Here is an 18,377-nt window from a genome sequence, read left to right on the forward strand (position 1 = left end):
AGAGGTGAGTATAATGAGAGGATATAAAGATGTTTTTGAAAATTTACATAAGGAAATTGGCAAGGTTGTTGTAGGACAGAGCGAAGCAATTGAGCAGACACTTATAGCAATGCTTTGTAATGGCAACGCTTTATTAGAAGGGTATCCTGGTCTTGCAAAAACACTGGCAGTGAGGACTTTATCTCAGATAATGAGTCTAAAGTTCAGCAGAATACAAAATACACCAGACTTAATGCCTTCTGATATTACAGGAACATACATAATTGAAGAAGTATCTGGAAAAAGAAGCTTTAAGTTTCAACCAGGGCCAGTATTTGCTAATGTTGTTTTAGCAGATGAAATAAACAGAGCAACACCAAAAACACAATCTGCTCTATTAGAAGCAATGCAGGAAAAACAAGTTACAGTTGGCAATGAAACATACAAATTAGATGAACCCTTTTTTGTTCTAGCTACTCAAAACCCAATTGAACAAGAAGGAACATATCCTTTACCAGAAGCGCAATCAGATAGATTTCTACTAAAGATTAATGTTGGCTATCCAACCAAAGATGAAGAATCTAAGATTGTAGACAGGTTTACTTCTGAAGAAAGAAATGTTAAATTAAGGGAATTGCTCAACAAAACTAATATTATCTCAATGCAGCAACATGTAAGACAGGTTCCTATTGCAAATGACATAAAAAAGAGAGTATTAGATATAGTTACATCAACAAGAGAAAATAAAAATCTTATACAATATGGGGCTTCACCAAGAGCATCAATTGGATTAATACTAGCAGCAAAAGCAAGAGCCTTGATTAATGGCAGAAATCACGTTAGTAATGAAGACGTGAATATTATGGCTTACCCTGTTTTAAGGCATAGGATAATCTTAAACTTCGAAGCAGAAAGAAAAGGATTGTCTCCAGATAACGCTATAAAACACATTTTAGATCATGTAAAATAAAAGAGGTAGAATGAAGTATAGTCCTTTAGAGAAAAAAGTAGAGAGAATTACTAAAAAGAATAAAATTCCTATAACTATAGTTACTTTTATCCTTCTTGTTGGACTGTTTATTGTTTATAATTACAAACCCTCTGAAGAAAGTATAGAAAGGGAGTTTCTTGCACCACCAATAACTAATAAAACTTTTATGTTTAAAGAAGGGATCATATCAAATAATCTTTTTATTGAATTTAATATAACTCTTGAAGAAACAGGGATATATAGAATTAATGCAGAATTAAAAGATAATGAAGATAACATATTTTATCCTACTGGATCTAATAAATTTAATCTTAGCTCCGGCGAAAATACAGTCTTTCTTAATTTTAATGCAACTCAACTATACCTAAATAAAATAAATGGGTCTTATGAATTAACAAGATTAGATATTCAAAGAAAAGACTTTAAAATAAAGCTTAAGAATGTTTATAACACATCTGTTTACAATTATACTGATTTTGAATATATAAAAATATCAATTAATCAAACACCAGAAGAATTAATTAACCAAACTCCAGAAGAAACAATCAACCAAACCCCTGAAGAAACCATTAATCAAACACCAGAAGAATTAATTAACCAAACTCCAGAAGAAACAATCAACCAAACCCCTGAAGAAACCATTAATCAAACTCCAGAAGAGGTAATAAATAAAACACCTGAAGAAACCATAAACCAAACTCCAGAAGAAACAATCAATCAAACACAAGATATCATTAACCAAACAAAAGAAATAATCAACCAAACCATAGAAGAAACAATAAATCAGACAGACAATCAAACAATAAACCAAACCCCTGAAGAAACCATTAATCAAACACCAGAAGAAACAATAAACAAAACAATCAATGACACAAACAATGAAATAATTGAAGAAATAAACACTAGAACCATCACCAGCGGTGGAGGAGGAGGGGGAGGTGGAGGAAGCTCTAACACAAAAACATACGCTTTTGGGGAATTAACTTCTCCTATCCAACTAAGCTTAATTAGAAACAATATAGTTACATTTTATTTAAAAGAAGAATATCATAAAATTAACGTTATTAAAATAGGAAAAGATTATGTAGAACTAACAATAAAATCAGATCCTATAACTGTTTTAGTTTATATAGGCCTAACAAAAAGGTTAGACATTAATAATGACAGGGTAGATGATATATATATAAAATTAAATGATATCAAATCAAGAAAAGCTGAAATTACTATAGGCAGAATTAAGCCAAAAATAAAATTAATATTCTGTAATAATAATGGGGTTTGTGATAAAGGAGAGAACTCAGCAAACTGCCCTAAAGATTGTCCTAAAGAAAAAGTTATCTCAGAACCAGTAAAAAAAGCACCAAAATATATTGAAAAGATAATATGCGATTATAATGAAATATGCGATAATGATGAAACCACTATGACATGCCCAACTGATTGTAAAAGAAACTATAAAGACAAGATTATTGTTAGTTTAATAACACTACTTGCAATAATTATGATTTGTTTTATTGTTTTTGAGTATAAACATCATCAGGAATAATGAAATATGCCAATAACTTTAAAAACAACAAATGGTCCATAATGTTAATTAATGATGTTTTAAACAGCTTTAAAAAAAGAGGCAACAAATGATAGACACATCTTTTTTAGATCATCTAAAGAAATTTAGTCTAATTGTAAACAAAAGAGTAACATCTATTTATTCAGGCCAAAAACTATCAACAGCAGCTGGAAGAGGAATAAGCTTTAGAGACCACAGAATCTATTCTTTTGGAGATGACTTTAGATCAATTGATTGGAAAGTCTTTGCACGTACAGACGACCTATACATTAAAAATTATGAAGAAGAAAGAAATCTTAGTGTTCATATCCTTGTTGATTATTCTGCTTCAATGAATTTTGGAAAACCAAGATCAAAATTTGATTACGCTGCAATGATTGGTGTTGGATTTGCATACTTAGCAATGAAAGATAATGAAAAATTCCAATTTGCGACATTCTCAGATAAATTAGACCTATTCCAACCTAGAAGGGGAATGCACCAACTAGCATCAATGGTAGATCACCTAAACAATATAAAAATTGAAGGCAAAACAGACCTATTCAACACTTTATTATCTTATAAAAATTTAATCGGATCAAAATCCCTTATAATAATTATCTCAGATTTGTTATTTGACCCAGAACAGATCAAAGATTCATTAATAATGTTAGGAAAGCACGATATAAAATTAATCCAGGTTTTAGATAAACAAGAAAGAAACATTAATATGGAAGGAGATTTTAGATTAAAAGATTCTGAAACAAAAGACGAACTAAGAACTTTTATAAGCCCAAGACTAGTGCAAAACTATAACAAAATGCTGGATGGACATACTGCAAAAATAAAAGATATATGCAATGGTTTAGGGGTAGAATTTTATCAAGCAACTTCAAGTACTCCAATCTTTGATACATTTTATGAGGTTCTTAAAAGATGATAACAAAAAAAGATATCAAACTTCCAAAACATAAATCAACTTCACATAAAGGACAGAATGGAGAAGTGTTAATCATTGGTGGAAATGAAGATTATATTGGTTGTCTAGCTCTAGCTGGTTTAGCAGCATTAAGAACAGGAATTGACTGGATTACAATAGCAGCTCCGGAAAAAACAGCATGGGCAATAAGCTGCCTATCTTCAGACTTAATAACAAAAAAATGTAAAGGGAAATATTTCACACTAAAAAATTACAAAGAAATAATGGATTTAGTTGAAAAACACGATGCTATCTTAATAGGAAATGGCATTGGACAAAATAAAGAAACAAAATTATTCATTAAAAAGTTGGTAAAAAATATTAAAAAGCCAAAAGTCATAGATGCAGATGGAATAAAAGCAATCAGCCTAAAAGAACTAGATAATTCAATACTATGCCCTCATAAAAAAGAATTTGAATTATTACTAAAAAACACAAAAATTAAAGAAAAAAATCTAAAAAAACACATCAAAAATAATATAATTGTAAGAAAAGGAAAAATAGATCAAATAATAACCAAAACTAAAACATTCCATAATAAAACAGGAAACGAGGCAATGACAAAAGCAGGAACAGGAGATGTTTTAGCTGGTCTAGCAGTTGGTTTTTTAGCTCAGGGATTAACTCCAAAACAATCTGCAATAAACGCAGCATATATAAATGGAAAAATGGGAGATTATTTAAAAAAGAAAAAAGGATACAGCTTTATAGCATCAGATTTAATCCAGGATTATAAAAAATTATTAAAATAAGGAAATTTACTAGACCACCACTATCCAATACATAAGAAATAAATGAAAAACAAAGAACTATTAGAAAAAACAAACATGCTTAAACCTGTTTTAAGAATTGGAAAAAACGGTTTAACAGAAAGCGTAATAAAAGAACTAAAAAATCACCTAAAAAAGAAAAAATTAATTAAGGTAAAACTCTTAAAGTCCTTTATACAGAATAAAGACAGGAAAAAAATAGCAGCAGAATTAGTTGCAAAAACAAATTCAGAAATAATACAACAAGTTGGTTTTGTTGTTGTACTACACAAGGAAAAATAAAATGGCAGATGATTATTTTACAGATATATTAAACTTTGATAAAAAAGCCTATTTTGATAAATATAAAGAAGAAATAATGGAGAAATCCATGAATCAGTATGTATATACTGGTTACCCTGCTGTTAAAACTCCTGAGCATAGACGTAGAAGCGTATATGAAACCTACACAAAACCAATAGAAGAAACATACTTCTGGATACTCGAACACATGACTACAGGAAGAGAAGGATTCCCTCTAATTGAAAAAATAACAGATGTTTTTACTGCTGCAGAACAATCCGCATTTTGGGGTCAATCCTCTACAAGATTAGGAGTTCAACAAGATAAAGTAAGCCAATATTTAGCTACAATAGGCAAGATGGTAAAAGATATGTTTCAGTTGGTGAGGGAATTAAGAATCTTAGATGAAAGAATAGGTTATTATGAAGATAGTAATGATAGAAGTAGCAAAAGCAGAGAAAGCGCAGAAATAACACTAAAAGGAATCTATGTAGATATGGCAGAAGGAGGAAGCAAAAACCCCTCTTCTGTATTTGGTATGGCTCGTGAACTGCAATTTACATCTCTACCAGATCTATTCTTTAGTGTCCATCCTCCTACTTCAAGAGAAGTTGACGAATATGTAAACAAACTGGAATTTAATGAAGCTGTTAAAAGAGTTTTAAAGAGAAAATTAAGAAGCTTTATGCAGTGGAAAGAACATACTAGTAAAGAAATCAAAACAAGAAAAAAATTTACATTAAAATATATGCGCCAGCACTATGATGTTATCCATATGTATCTTTCATGGATAAGACCTTATCTAAGAAATATCGCAAGAATCCTTTCAGAATCAATGGAAAACAAAAAAATAACATCCGCTGATTTAGTTTCAGCATTTGAAGGAAGTTTAATAGAAGTTGAATACATAGTTAGGAGAATGCCAAAAAAAAACAAAGATTACTTTGCATGCGTCCTAGCAACATTCATAATGAGAACAAGACCAGATATGTCCTATCACCAAGAAGGATATCGTCATCAAGGACCATTACATACTGGTAAAATAGAGGTTATAACAAGAAGATATGCATGGACTGAAGAGGATTTTCAAAATTATAAAAAATTAAGAGCAGCAGAAGACTTTGAAATAATAGGGAGAATTGACAGATCTGTAAAAGAAGCAATGGAAGGATTAGGAAACGAATTACAAAAGTATCTTGAAGAAGCAGGAGAGGAAACAATGTTAATGGAAAAGAGAAAAAAAGAACCCAAAAAACAGAAAAAAAAATGGGTTAATAATCTTGTAGGTACATTCATAACTATAAAACCTAAGCAAGAAAAACCAAAAAAGAAAACAAAAAAAGATCTTGTAAGAATAGAAAAAGAGAAAAAAGCAGCTGATAAGGCTGGAGCATTCTGCCAGTGGCTTACATATAAAAATTATAAAAAATCTCATGGATTCTTATCATGGTAAAAAAAGAAAACGTTGAAGATGTTAAAAATCTATCTCCTGAAGAAAGGATAAGAAGATTAAAAAGCATTGAAGAAAAGAACAAACAAGAGATAGAACAAGCTCAAAAATTAATAAAAGAAAGCGAAGAAGAAATCAAGATTGAAGAAAAAATTCAGCAGGTTGAAATACCTGATAATAAAGAAGTTAATGTTACTAATTTATTCCAACAAGAAGAAAGTTTAGAAGAAACAGTTGAAAGAGAAAAACCACAAATTAGTGAAGAAGAACTCAAACAACAACAGGATTATTTGAGAGAACTACCTACCAATCAACTAGAACAAAAAGCAGAATATATCCAGCAAAGAGTTGAAGAAACAGGATATGTAAGTAATGAACAGAGAAACGAAATAACTAATATGTACCAGGAGTTAAAACAAAGAGAAGATGGACTTAAACAAGGCTCTTATAGATCATCATCACAAAATATAGAAGAACAAATAAGCATGACAAAAAAAATCTTAGGAGACATGTATAAAAGATGATATTCCAAACAGCATATCGTTCTCCAATGGATAGAGAATATAGCGGAAATAATATACCTGAAGTTAGTCCTGATGCTAATATAGAAGAACCAATCATACCAATACAAGAACTTGGTCAATCTGTTACAGAAGGAAGACAATTTGGAACTCTGATTCAAACATCAACAGCAGCTATAAGAGCAGGAGCAGGCCAAATAGAACTACAACCAGGAATGGGTGGAGGCGAAGAACCAGTTGGTGCTGAAAATTATGGAAAAGATGCAAGAGAGGCATTAAGAGAATTAGCAAAAGTTAATGAAGTAACATTTAGTTCTGTTCATACCCCCCCTCAAATAGGAAACATGTCAGGATTTAATCCACAGCAAGGAGGATTTAGTGATGAATATCGTAAAAAAGAGATAGAAGAGGTTAGAGCAGCAATACTTTTTGCAGCAGAAACATCACAAGGAGGAGCTGTTGTAATTCATACTGGGGAATTCCAAAGACCAATGTTTGATGCTCCTTGGAATAGAGATGGCTTGTTTAAAAGTTATGAAGAGGAGCCAGAGAGGGCTATAAAACCTCTTGTGGATATAAGAACAGGAAAAACAATCCAGGAAGTTAGAATGAATCAACTTGTTCCAAGAGCTGTCTGGAACAGATATGAAGAAGGAAATGAATTCTGGGAAAAAAATAATGGTAACTCATATCCAGATGACCAAAAAAATATGGTCAAACCAGGAGATTATATTGATTATGAAGGAAATGTTGTTGACAGATTCAATAGGGTACCCGTATATGATGAAAAAAATAATACATTTGTTGTTCATAGGGAAAAATGGGGAAATCTTGTTAAAGAAGCAGAAGAATTGAATAAAGCAAAAAAAAGAGAATTAGGAAGACCTTTAACAAGAGAAGAAACACTAACACCAGAAGAAGCATTTCTTCATGCTACTACAGAAACACAAGAAGCAATTGCAAGAGGATGGGCTGGAAATTATGGTTCACACGCAAGAAATTATTTTAGATCTATCAAAAAATATAAAGAAGCACTTAAATTCTACGAAGAATTAGAAGGAAAAATTCCAGAAGAAGAAATGTGGAAATTAGAAAGACAACATACTGAATTTAATTTACAAGGACTAGGTCTAATACCAATAGAATCAAAAAGACCAACTGAAATCATAAAGGATGCACTTAGAGATGCAAGAGAGGGCTTTGCGTCTGTAAAAGAGATGGTAACTGGTCAGCTTCAATCAGCAGAAGATCAAAAAATACTAAGAGAACACGCTGTTAGCGCTTCCAAATACGCTATGAGACAATCAATGAAAAGCTATGCAGAAGCAGGAATAGAAGCAATGCAACAAACTGATAACAACAAATACGCACAAAGAGATATATTTGTAGCTCCTGAAAACATATTTCCTGACATGGGATTTGGAAGCCACCCCCAAGAGCTAAAAGAATTAGTTCAGAGTGCAAGGAAAAAAATGGTAGAATATCTTACTGAAAAACAAATTGATGATCCTGCTGGAAGCACAAATGGGACAGGAAAAGTTATCAAAGTTGATAATCCTTATTATACTGGAATGAAGAAAACACAAGCAGAAAAAGAAGCAAAAGATCATATTAAAGCAACACTAGATACACAACATTTAGGAATGTGGTTTAATAATTTTAAACCAGATCCAGGAGAAACAAGACAACAAAGAAAAAAACGTTTTGATAAGTGGTATATGGAAGAAATTAATGATTTAAGCAAAGCAGATATCATAGGAAATATACATTTAGTAGATGCTGTTGGAGGAAGCCATCAGCATTTACCAGCCGGCCAAGGAGATTTACCATTAAAAGAAACTTTAGCTTTACTTAAAAAAAATGGTTTTAGAGGTACTATTAATTCAGAAGGGCATGGAGAAGAGAGGTTTGGTCAGGGTAGAATTCTATTAGAAACATGGAGAGAATTTGGAACACCAATAGCTGGTGTAGGTGGTTATGGTATGCCTGGAATGCCAAGTCAAAACTGGGCCAATGTCTATCATGGCTACTTTGGAAGACCTCATCCCCCTTATTTTATACATGGAGCCTATTCTCCTTCAAACGACTGGACTCTGTGGAGCGAAGTTCCTATGGAATAAATTTCTAAGAAAAAGCCATATCATACTTTACTTTTACTAACGCATGATTGAATAATCTATAATATTTGAACATATCTCTGGTAGTTGGGTCTACTAGGGTTGTGACAATCTTTAATTTATCTGCATAAACCTTTTCCTCAATAACCTTATTAACATCATCTACACTTATGGTTTCTTCAGAAACAAACCTTATTCCTTTTTTCTTATCATTTGGATTATCATCTGGATTATACTGACTATAATCCCACTGAATAGCTAATGGTTCTGCTATTTTTCCATACTCTAATTTTGAATAATCCAAACCTTTTTCTTCACCAAGAGCTTCGTACATAATCCTGTCTTCTGCAGAAAAATCAACCCTTTCACCAACTCTCCCTTCCAAAGAAGTTTCTTCTTCTAATACTTCAAGAATAGCATCACTTATCTCTTTTTGACTATCATCCAAAGAACTATCTTCATCTAATTTAGGAGCATCATCTAATAAATCAGTTTGCCCAAATATCACCTCTGGAGAAACACATAAACAATCATCAAAACCCGATATATTCATAAAAATCTAAACATATAAATAATATATAACTTTATTGGTTTAGTAATGCATAAAGATACATTTGAAAACATAAAACAAGAGTATGATACTTTCTATAAATCATTTCTAAAAAAAGGCAAAATCCCCTACTATGAAACAGAAAAAGGAGTATGGGGAATTTCAGTAGCAGAATATCTCTACAAATTCTTTAAAGAAATAAACCTAAAAAAATATAAAAATTTCTTAGACCTAGGCTCAGGTGATGGAAAAGTAGTTTTAATAGCTTCTTTATTCACAAAAGCAACAGGAATAGAATACGATAAAAAACTATCTGAAAAAAGCATAAAGATAAGAGATAAACTAAAATTAAATGCAAATTTCATACAAGGAGATTTTTTAAAAGAGAATTTAAGCAAATACGATATAATATTTATTAACCCAGATAAAGGATTCCATAATGAAACAGAAACCAAACTTCTTGAAGAACTAAAAGGAATTCTAATTGTTTACAATTTTATTTACCATCCAAGATTTCTTCAAAAAGGAAAAACATATCAGTTTGATCAAACACCAATAACAATCTATACTAAAAACTGATACTTTTATCATTATAAAATAGTCAATAAACTTATTAAAGGTTCTTGCTGGATTAGACACTATAATGAAGTTTAAGATAGAAAAAACCAGGCATCATAATATTTCTAAGTATAGGCAAGCAGACCTTCGAATAGCTACTGCATTTGGAAACGAAGTATTGAAAGAAGTTAAAGATTATGTTAAAGCAATAGCACTATTTGGTTCAACAGTTAAAGAAACCAAACCAATTGTAGGTGGAGAAAAAGATATAGATGTTTTAATTATAATTAATGATATCTCAACAAAAATAACACCTGATTTTGTTGAAGCATACAGAATCATTATAAGAAAACTAGCTCTAAAACACTCAAAAAGACTGCATATAACAACCCTTAAATTCACAAATTTTTGGGAATACATGAGAGTAGGAGATCCAATTGGAATAAACATGCTAAGAACATCATACCCTTTGTATGACTCTGGTTTTTTTGAACCTTTACAATCTTTACTAAAAAATGGAAGAATAAGACCAACTCAGGAAAGTGTTTGGACATACTTTGCAAGAGCACCAACAACTCTAAAAAATTCAAGATGGCATCTATTACAAGCTACCTTAGATTTGTATTGGGGGGTCATAGACTCTGCTCACGCTGCCTTAATGGCTGTTGGTGAAATACCACCTTCTCCTGGACACGTTGCAGACCTTATGCATAAAACATTAGTAAAACATAGATTAACCAAAGCAAAATATGTTGAGACCATGAGAAAATTCTATAATTTATCAAAAATGATTACACACAGACAAATCCAGGAAATAAAAGGCCAGGAATTTGAAACTTATTATAGTGAAGCAGAAGAATTTATAGAAGAAATGAGAAAACTAATTGAGAAAAAATTCTAATCTATTTTTTTAAAAGAATAACACTCACTATCATAATCATTCCAATCAGAATAAAAAGTCCGATTATTGGAATAAAATAAGGAGATTTAGTTGAAGTTTCTATGATTACTGTTGGTATTTCATTATCTACTTCTTCATCTGTTGATTCATCAACAACTTCTTCTGTTTCATTTTCAATAACTTCTTCTTCAACAACATCTTCACACTCTTTAATCTCTAAATTAAGTTTTACCTGATCATCCAATTCATCATTATCAAAATATACATTTAATGTTGTCTCATAAACACCTTCAACTGCAAACTGTTCTTCAAAACTTAATTGTATATCTTTTTCATATACAGCATCTTTATCATAATCTTTGCCTAATCTAATATTTGTAAATTTCTCATTTATATTAAGATCACTGTTTCTAACTTCTAAAGCTATCTCATCTTCATTTCTATCACCAAAATTACGCATCTTAATTTGTAACATTGTTTGTGTTGTACCACAACTTAACACAGCAGGCACAAATTCATACTCTACAAACCTTACATCATGTCTTTTCTTTTCAACTTCAATCTGCAAATTCCATAAAATGTTGTATCTTGTATTATTTTCTGCGTTTTTACCTTCAACAGTTAATATTATATCATAAATATCACTCTTAATAATATCAGGAATAGTAATTGATAGTGTTTTTGTCTTTTCATCACCAGCATCAATTGCAAATTTATCTGTTCTTGCTTCAATATCAGCACCATCATCTATATTTTCAACACTTATCTCAATTCTAATAGATTCTATTTCAAATTCCTCATCCGTACTGTTAAACAAATTCTCTAATTTAACTGAAAATTCTACAACATCACCTGGTTTTGCATTCTTATCTATCTTTGAATCATTTTCTAGGTTAGTATCTGTATTTCCACCAACATCAACATCCAAATCAACTATAGCAAGCCCACCTATTTCATTAACAGCAAAAACACTATTGATAGATATAGTAAACAATAAAACAACAAATATTGATAAGATAAATTTTTTCATATTATAATCCCCTAATACCTGTAATAAAGAACTGATATATAAACCTTATTATTAAAGCTACTTTAGAGTAGTATCTTTATTGATTTAACTCCACTTCTCTAAAGCCTTTTTTAATTCTGAATGAGAAATTGCATATTTTTTCAAACTCTTTTTCTTTAATACAGCATCAACAGCCTGTCTTGCTGCTTGTGCACCTTTTAAAGTTCCCAGAGGATGGCCATGAATCCCTCCACCCATCTGAATAATTATATTCTTTCCCATCATCTTAATTAAATCAGGAACCATTCCAGGATGTAATCCACCAGAACAAACAGCAAAAGTTGGTTTTAGATTATACCATCTTTGCTCTAAACAATGAATATTTTTATTTGGCTGTACAATTCTTTCCTCAATCTCAATCTCACATCCCATAACTTCAGCAGAAGAACCTTCCATTTTTCCAACAACAGTTCCTATATGAAGCTGATCAACACCAACTAATCTAGATAATTTAGAAATTGTCAGCATTGAAATACCATGTTTAGGATTTCTGGTTAAAGCAGCATGCATTGCTCTGTGAGCATGAATAACCAATCCTAAATTAAGGTTTCTTATTGTTTGTACAGCACTCCAACCAGCTGTTAAAATATCAATCATAATGTATCTTCCACCAGATTTCTTTACAAACTCTGCTCTTTTTATCATCTCTTGAGTTTCAGCAGTTATATTAGGCATGTAAACCTTTTTTTCACCAGTCATATCCTCTGCCTTGTTTCTTGCATCTATTGTATGAATAACCCTGTCTTCAAATCTGTTAAATGACTGATCTGTTAAATTCTCATCATCTTTTACAACATCACAACCACCAACCCAGGCGTGTTTAGCTACTTGTGCGTGCTCTTTTGCACTTAACCCAACCTTTGGTTTTACAATTGTTCCAACTAAAGGTCTATTTTTAACTCCTACTATCTTCCTAACACCTTGAATCCCAAAAGCAGGCCCTTTATATTTATCAACAATCTTTTTTGGCAGACTTATATCTTCTAATCTCAAATTTTTAAGAAGTTTCATTCCAAAAACATTTCCTGCAACAGCACTTAGTATCTGAGGAATATTATCATATTCAAAAAGTTCAGGAGGATAAGCAATTTTTATGTAACTTCCTTTTATTGAAAATACAGTTGGCTTTAATTTTTTAGCAATCTTTGGACTCATAGTTACAATACTAGTCCATGTTCCAATAGAAGATTCAGCTGCAATCTGTTCAGCAGCTTCACTCACAGAAATCTTATTTGGTTCAACAAAGTATTCCACAATAACATCATCAAGAGAAGGTTTGTATTTAAGATCAATATAATTAAGCATTCTTCACCTCTTTTTTAATTTTAGTGATTTAAGAGCTATATAAATGTTGCTAAATTAAGACTATTAAACACTTATTTATCCTCTTGATAGATGTTATACTAAATTGAAAAAGGACAAATTGGTGAATAGGGCAAGAATCTTTGTTACTCTATAGAAGATACATAATAGAAACATTTATATCTAATTGTAAGATACTAGTTAATATGGCAAATATTAGAGTAACTAAAGATGATATTGAAGCATTGGAAGATAAAGCAGAGTTAGCATATGAAGTTCTTAAACTTGCAGTAAATGATCCAAGACCTTGGAAATATTCTTCTGCTAAATGTCTTTATGAGAATGACCTTGGAAATTGTCTTTCAAATTTAGTTAGACCCACAAGGCATGTTGAGTTGCTAAATAAAGGCGGTAAACGAAGTGAAAAAATTGAAAAATTTATTCTACAATATGTCCTCATGATTTGTACATCATCAGCAAAAGAGGGTGGTTATAAAATAGAAATTACTGAAAATGTTGATGATGGTATGGGCGGTTTAAAAGCCTATATTGATGCTGAGGATGATTTAAGTTCTGGAGAGGGCGAAGTTTACAGATTAATTTCTCATAAAGCTTTTGAATTAAGAGATTCAGGAAAACATGCATTAATATTGAAAGCTATTGAATATGTAAGAGATAAATAATTCTCCTGATAAAACAATTTTGCTTTGCAAATAGAAAATATTTTTAAACTAAACCTTTATCTTTATTCTTATGCAAAGAGTTCAAAAATTACTCAGTAACTATGGGTATTGTAGTAGACGAAAAGCTGAAGAATTAATTATAGCTGGAAAAGTAAAAGTAAATAATAAAACAATAACAATTGGAGACAAAGCATCAGAAGAGGATAAGATTTCAGTTGATGGAAAAACAGTAAATAAAGAAAAAAAAGTATATTTAATGTTGAATAAACCAGTAAAATGCGTAACAGCACTTAATGACCCTAACCATACTACTGTTATGAAATATATTAATGTCAAAGAAAGAGTTTTTCCAATTGGAAGATTGGATTTTTATACTTCTGGATTATTACTTTTAACTAACGATGGAGATTTTGCAAATAATATTATGCATCCACGATATGAAATAAAAAAAACATATCAGGTTGAACTAGACAAACCAATAACTAAAGATTCTCTAATTGAAATTGAGAAAGGAATAGACTTAGAAGATGGAAAAACTTCACCTGCAAAAGTAAAAAAAATAAAAGATAATATTGTTGAAATTACAATTCATGAAGGAAGAAACAGAATCATTAGAAGAATGGTTAAAAAATTAGGATATAGTGTTAAATCTTTAGAAAGAATAAAAATTGGGAATTTAAGTCTAGGAACTCTAGACCAAGGAGAATATAGAGAATTAACAAAACAAGAAAAAAATATTTCGTTCTAGTTTGTGAAGAACAAACCACTTTAGAAATCTAATGCCCTTCATGTTTAGGATGTTCATGTCCTCTCTTTTTCTTAGTTCTTAAATTTTCAATATGAGCAACTTTTTCTTTTAGAAATTTATTAAAACCTAGTCCATACTTTTCAATCAATGTAGAGGCATGACTTCCTCCTAAAAAGTGAGGCATAATTACATAAGTAGCACCTTTATCATATAATTCTAAAGCCTCATCAATCTGATGAGAAACAACAATTATAATCGCTTTTTTATTAGACTCTCTAATTTTATTAATTAATAAAAGATTTGTATCAAAGTCAGGTATTGTTGAATATATCATCTTAGCTTTTGAAAAACTCAATTCATTTAATAATTCTGGATCGCTGGCATCACCATATCTGCAATCAATTTTTTCTTTTGCAAGACCCCTTATTGTTTCTGGGTTATAGTCAATAACCAAAAATTTCTTTTTTATCTTTTTAAAAGATTCTATTAAATCATAACCAATCCGATTGCATCCAAAAAGAATAATATCATAGAGGTCACGCTCGTGGTATTTATGTTCATCTACTTTACTTCCTCTTTTTTCAAAAATCTTCAAATATTTTGACAGATAGGGATATATCTTGTTTGCATAAATTATCATATAACTAGAACCCGCAATAGTTATTAAACCAATGACTGTTACTAATGACAAAATTTCATTTGTTAGATGACCTACTTGAACTCCTAATGCAACAAGGATTAAAGAGAATTCGCTGATTTGAGCCACAGTTAATCCAGCTAAGAAACTATTCCTTCTTGTATACCCAAGTAACCCCATTAATGTCATTACTATTATAGGATTTCCAATCAATATGAATATTGAAAGTGCGAGTATAGCAGGAATATACTGATGCATACTTGTAAAAACCATTTGAGAACCCAATAATATAAAAAACAGAACAATAAAAAAATCACGTAAAGGTCGCATTCTAGAGCTAATTTCATAGCGATAAGGAGATAAAGATAATGTAACTCCTGCTAATAAAGCCCCAATTTCCATTGAAAAATTAAAGTAATGAAAAAGAGAAGCTAATGCCAAACACCAACTAATTGAAAATAATAATAATAATTCTTGGGATTTCGCAAATAATTTGGTTACTTTTGGCAATATATAAACACCAACTAAAAATAATATTAATAACAAGCCAAATCCTTTCAAAATTATTTCAAAAATTAAAGTAGTGAAATCAAATCCAGTAGAAATTGACGAAATAACCATCAAAATGAGCATTACAATTAAGTCTTGAACAATTAAAAAACCTATAGCAATTTTCCCATATAATGTCCCAATATCATCTTTGTCTGATAAAAGCTTCATAATAATTATAGTGCTACTGAATGCTAAAGCAATAGCAACATATATTGACGTTGTCGTAGAGAAACCAAACAATTTACATATAAAAAAACCAATTAAGGAAGTGAATATAACTTGGCCAATTCCAGTAACTGAAGAAACCTTACCTACTTCTTTTATGACCTTAGGACTTAAATTTAAACCAACAATAAAAAGAAGTAAAGCTATGCCCATACGTGAGAATATATCTATAGTTTCAGTTGAACTAATAATATTAAGAAAATAAGGTCCTGCTACTATACCGCTAAGAATATAGCCCACTATTAAAGGTTGTCTTAACAACCTCATCACCCCTGCAATTAGAGTAGTTATTATAATGATTATTCCTATTTCAATTAATATTTCCATCTTTTAACTTTTATTTATTCAATAAGCTTATCAAAAATTAAGTAATAATTAGAATTCATATTATTTAAATGTTTTCATGTCTCACACATAATTTATTAAAATGGTTCCTTAGATTATTTTTCCATGTAATCCAGACGACACCAAAACCCCCAAAACAGCAGATACAGGCCTTCTACCTCTTGTTTTCAACCAAAAGCTTTATAAAGAATGCAACACTATTTTATACTATAATCTTACTAATTTTATACTCAAAAATTAGCCAAATTAGATAAAAAACTCAAAAAATGTCAGAAGAAAAAACAAAAACAGAATATAAAGCAGATTCTATACATGTATTAGCTGGCCTAGAAGCAGTTAGAAAACGTCCAGCAATGTATATAGGAGACATTTCTTTAGCAGGTCTGCATCACCTGGTCTATGAAGCAGTAGACAATTCAGTAGATGAAGCTTTAGCAGGACACTGTACAGAAATAATAGTTAAAATCCATAAAGATAATTCTATAACAGTTATTGATAATGGAAGGGGAATTCCTGTTGATATTCATCCTAAATTCAACAAACCAGCACTAGAAATAGTTATGACAAAGCTTCATGCAGGAGGAAAGTTCGATAAAAAAACATACAAAGTTTCAGGAGGCCTCCATGGTGTGGGTATTTCTGTTGTTAACGCACTATCAAAGCATATAAGAGTAGAAGTAAAAAGAGACAACAAAATTTATATGCAGGAATTTTCTTTAGGAAAACCCTTAGCAGACATGAAAATCATAGGGGATACAGATAAGAGTGGAACAAAAGTCACCTTTACCCCAGACGATTCAATTTTTCAGGAAACAAAATTTCACTTTGATACTTTAGCTTCAAGATTAAGAGAATTAGCATTTCTTAACAAAGGCCTTAAAATAGAATTACACGACGAAAGAACAGATAAAAAAGCAGAATTTTGTTATACTGAAGGGATTATAAGCTTTGTTGAATTTCTAAACAAAAACAAAAACCCATTAAATGGCATTATCTATTTTAAAAAAGAAAAAGAAGACATTGGTGTAGAAGTTGCTCTACAATATAATGAAAGCTACCAGGAAAATGTTTTCGCTTTTGCTAATAACATTAACACGATTGAAGGAGGAACCCATCTTAGTGGTTTTAAAACAGCTCTAACAAGAACAACAAATCAATATCTTGAAAAACAAAAAATAAGAGATATAAAATTAAGTTCAGATGATGTTAGGGAAGGCCTAACAGCAGTTATCTCAATCAAAATAAAAGAGCCGCAATTTGAAGGCCAGACAAAAACAAAACTAGGAAATTCTGAAGTAAAAGGTATTGTGGATAGTGTTGTTCATGATAATTTAACAAATTTCTTAGAAGAAAATCCTGCTATAGCTAAATCAATCATATCAAAAACAATAAATGCAGCAAAAGCAAGAGAAGCTGCTAGAAAAGCAAAAGAACTAACAAGAAGAAAAGGCGCCTTAAACAACAATAGCCTGCCTGGAAAACTATCTGATTGCTCAAATAAAGACCCTTCTTTATGTGAAGTATATATTGTAGAAGGAGATTCAGCAGGAGGATCAGCAAAACAAGGTAGAAACAGAGAGTTCCAAGCTATCCTACCTTTGAGAGGAAAAATTCTTAATGTAGAAAAAGCAAGATTAGATAAAATTTTACACTCAAATGAGATTGTAACAATAATAACAGCATTAGGAGCTGGAATTGGAGATGAGTTTGATGTTTCTAAATTAAGATACCATAAAGTAATCATTATGACAGATGCTGATGTTGATGGGTCCCATATAAGAACACTATTATTAACATTTTTTTACAGATATATGAAACCTTTGATAGAAAACGGAAATATTCACATTGCAATGCCTCCATTATACAAAGTTAAAAAAGGAAAGGAGAATTATTGGATATATTCTGAAGAAAAACTAAAAGAAACAATGCAAAAAATAGGAGATAATTTTTCAGTTCAACGATATAAAGGTCTTGGAGAAATGAATCCAAAGCAATTATGGGACACAACAATGGATCCTGAACACAGAACATTAATGAAGGTTAGTCTAGAAGATGGTGTTGAAGCAGATAGAATATTCACAATTTTAATGGGAGAAGAAGTTTTACCTAGAAGAGAATTTATTGAACAACACGCAAAAGAAGTTGTTAATTTAGATATATAGTTTCCTCGCC

Annotated in this window: 17 protein-coding genes; 13 read left to right on the forward strand and 4 right to left on the reverse strand. The window is 30.8% G+C overall.

Annotation, left to right across the window (positions count from 1 at the left end; all coding sequences use genetic code 11):
* Positions 1–13: 13 nt before the first annotated feature.
* From CEE44_05070 to CEE44_05105, 8 genes are all read left to right on the forward strand, one after another.
* Positions 14–949 carry an AAA family ATPase gene (locus CEE44_05070; GenBank protein TKJ17863.1) on the forward strand — a complete coding sequence of 312 codons (936 nt, stop codon included), beginning with the start codon at positions 14–16 and terminating at the stop codon, positions 947–949.
* A gap of 10 nt (positions 950–959) precedes the next feature.
* Positions 960–2,516, forward strand: coding sequence for a hypothetical protein (locus tag CEE44_05075; protein ID TKJ17864.1), 1,557 nt, complete (start codon positions 960–962; stop codon positions 2,514–2,516).
* An 88-nt stretch (positions 2,517–2,604) separates the two neighbouring features.
* Positions 2,605–3,456 (forward strand): DUF58 domain-containing protein, encoded by an 852-nt coding sequence (locus CEE44_05080; GenBank protein TKJ17865.1) that lies wholly within the window; start codon positions 2,605–2,607, stop codon positions 3,454–3,456.
* Positions 3,453–4,247 (forward strand): NAD(P)H-hydrate dehydratase, encoded by a 795-nt coding sequence (locus tag CEE44_05085; GenBank protein ID TKJ17866.1) that lies wholly within the window; start codon positions 3,453–3,455, stop codon positions 4,245–4,247. Before CEE44_05080 ends, CEE44_05085 begins: the two co-directional genes overlap by 4 nt.
* A 42-nt stretch (positions 4,248–4,289) precedes the next feature.
* On the forward strand, positions 4,290–4,547 hold the full coding sequence (locus tag CEE44_05090; protein ID TKJ17867.1) for an RNA-binding protein: 258 nt from the start codon (positions 4,290–4,292) through the stop codon (positions 4,545–4,547).
* Between the two features lies 1 nt (position 4,548).
* Positions 4,549–6,000: a hypothetical protein gene (locus CEE44_05095; protein ID TKJ17868.1), complete on the forward strand. Its 1,452-nt coding sequence runs from the start codon at positions 4,549–4,551 to the stop codon at positions 5,998–6,000.
* Positions 5,994–6,521 carry a hypothetical protein gene (locus tag CEE44_05100; GenBank protein ID TKJ17869.1) on the forward strand — a complete coding sequence of 176 codons (528 nt, stop codon included), beginning with the start codon at positions 5,994–5,996 and terminating at the stop codon, positions 6,519–6,521. Before CEE44_05095 ends, CEE44_05100 begins: the two co-directional genes overlap by 7 nt.
* On the forward strand, positions 6,518–8,638 hold the full coding sequence (locus tag CEE44_05105) for a hypothetical protein (GenBank protein ID TKJ17870.1): 2,121 nt from the start codon (positions 6,518–6,520) through the stop codon (positions 8,636–8,638). The genes CEE44_05100 and CEE44_05105 overlap by 4 nt, the downstream gene beginning before the upstream one ends.
* Positions 8,639–8,642: 4 nt before the next feature.
* Here the strand turns inward: CEE44_05105 and CEE44_05110 are convergent, their stop codons facing one another.
* A complete protein-coding gene (locus CEE44_05110) occupies positions 8,643–9,188 on the reverse strand; it encodes a hypothetical protein (protein ID TKJ17871.1) in 546 nt (181 codons plus the stop codon).
* Between the two features lie 45 nt (positions 9,189–9,233).
* Here CEE44_05110 and CEE44_05115 point away from each other — a divergent pair, with 45 nt between their 5' ends.
* On the forward strand, positions 9,234–9,764 hold the full coding sequence (locus CEE44_05115; GenBank protein TKJ17872.1) for a hypothetical protein: 531 nt from the start codon (positions 9,234–9,236) through the stop codon (positions 9,762–9,764).
* 64 nt (positions 9,765–9,828) lie between these two features.
* A complete protein-coding gene (locus tag CEE44_05120; GenBank protein ID TKJ17873.1) occupies positions 9,829–10,644 on the forward strand; it encodes a hypothetical protein in 816 nt (271 codons plus the stop codon).
* Between the two features lies 1 nt (position 10,645).
* On the opposite strand, the gene CEE44_05125 is transcribed toward CEE44_05120, so the two are convergent.
* Complete coding sequence (locus CEE44_05125; GenBank protein TKJ17874.1) at positions 10,646–11,674, reverse strand: hypothetical protein; 1,029 nt, start codon at positions 11,672–11,674, stop codon at positions 10,646–10,648.
* 84 nt (positions 11,675–11,758) lie between these two features.
* The gene (gene rbcL, locus CEE44_05130; GenBank protein TKJ17875.1) at positions 11,759–13,018 is read right to left on the reverse strand and encodes a type III ribulose-bisphosphate carboxylase; all 1,260 of its coding nucleotides are present in this window, start codon (positions 13,016–13,018) and stop codon (positions 11,759–11,761) included.
* A gap of 203 nt (positions 13,019–13,221) precedes the next feature.
* Here rbcL and CEE44_05135 point away from each other — a divergent pair, with 203 nt between their 5' ends.
* Both CEE44_05135 and CEE44_05140 read left to right on the forward strand, forming a co-directional pair.
* On the forward strand, positions 13,222–13,698 hold the full coding sequence (locus CEE44_05135; GenBank protein ID TKJ17876.1) for a hypothetical protein: 477 nt from the start codon (positions 13,222–13,224) through the stop codon (positions 13,696–13,698).
* Between the two features lie 70 nt (positions 13,699–13,768).
* Positions 13,769–14,446 carry a pseudouridine synthase gene (locus CEE44_05140; GenBank protein TKJ17877.1) on the forward strand — a complete coding sequence of 226 codons (678 nt, stop codon included), beginning with the start codon at positions 13,769–13,771 and terminating at the stop codon, positions 14,444–14,446.
* Positions 14,447–14,474: 28 nt separating this feature from the next.
* Here CEE44_05140 and CEE44_05145 read toward each other — a convergent pair whose 3' ends face one another.
* A complete protein-coding gene (locus CEE44_05145) occupies positions 14,475–16,187 on the reverse strand; it encodes a sodium:proton exchanger (GenBank protein ID TKJ17878.1) in 1,713 nt (570 codons plus the stop codon).
* Positions 16,188–16,471: 284 nt separating this feature from the next.
* Here CEE44_05145 and gyrB point away from each other — a divergent pair, with 284 nt between their 5' ends.
* Positions 16,472–18,367: a DNA topoisomerase (ATP-hydrolyzing) subunit B gene (gene gyrB / locus CEE44_05150; GenBank protein TKJ17879.1), complete on the forward strand. Its 1,896-nt coding sequence runs from the start codon at positions 16,472–16,474 to the stop codon at positions 18,365–18,367.
* Positions 18,368–18,377: the final 10 nt, after the last annotated feature.

This window comes from Candidatus Woesearchaeota archaeon B3_Woes (assembly GCA_005222965.1).
Lineage (GTDB): Archaea > Nanobdellota > Nanobdellia > Woesearchaeales > B3-WOES > B3-WOES.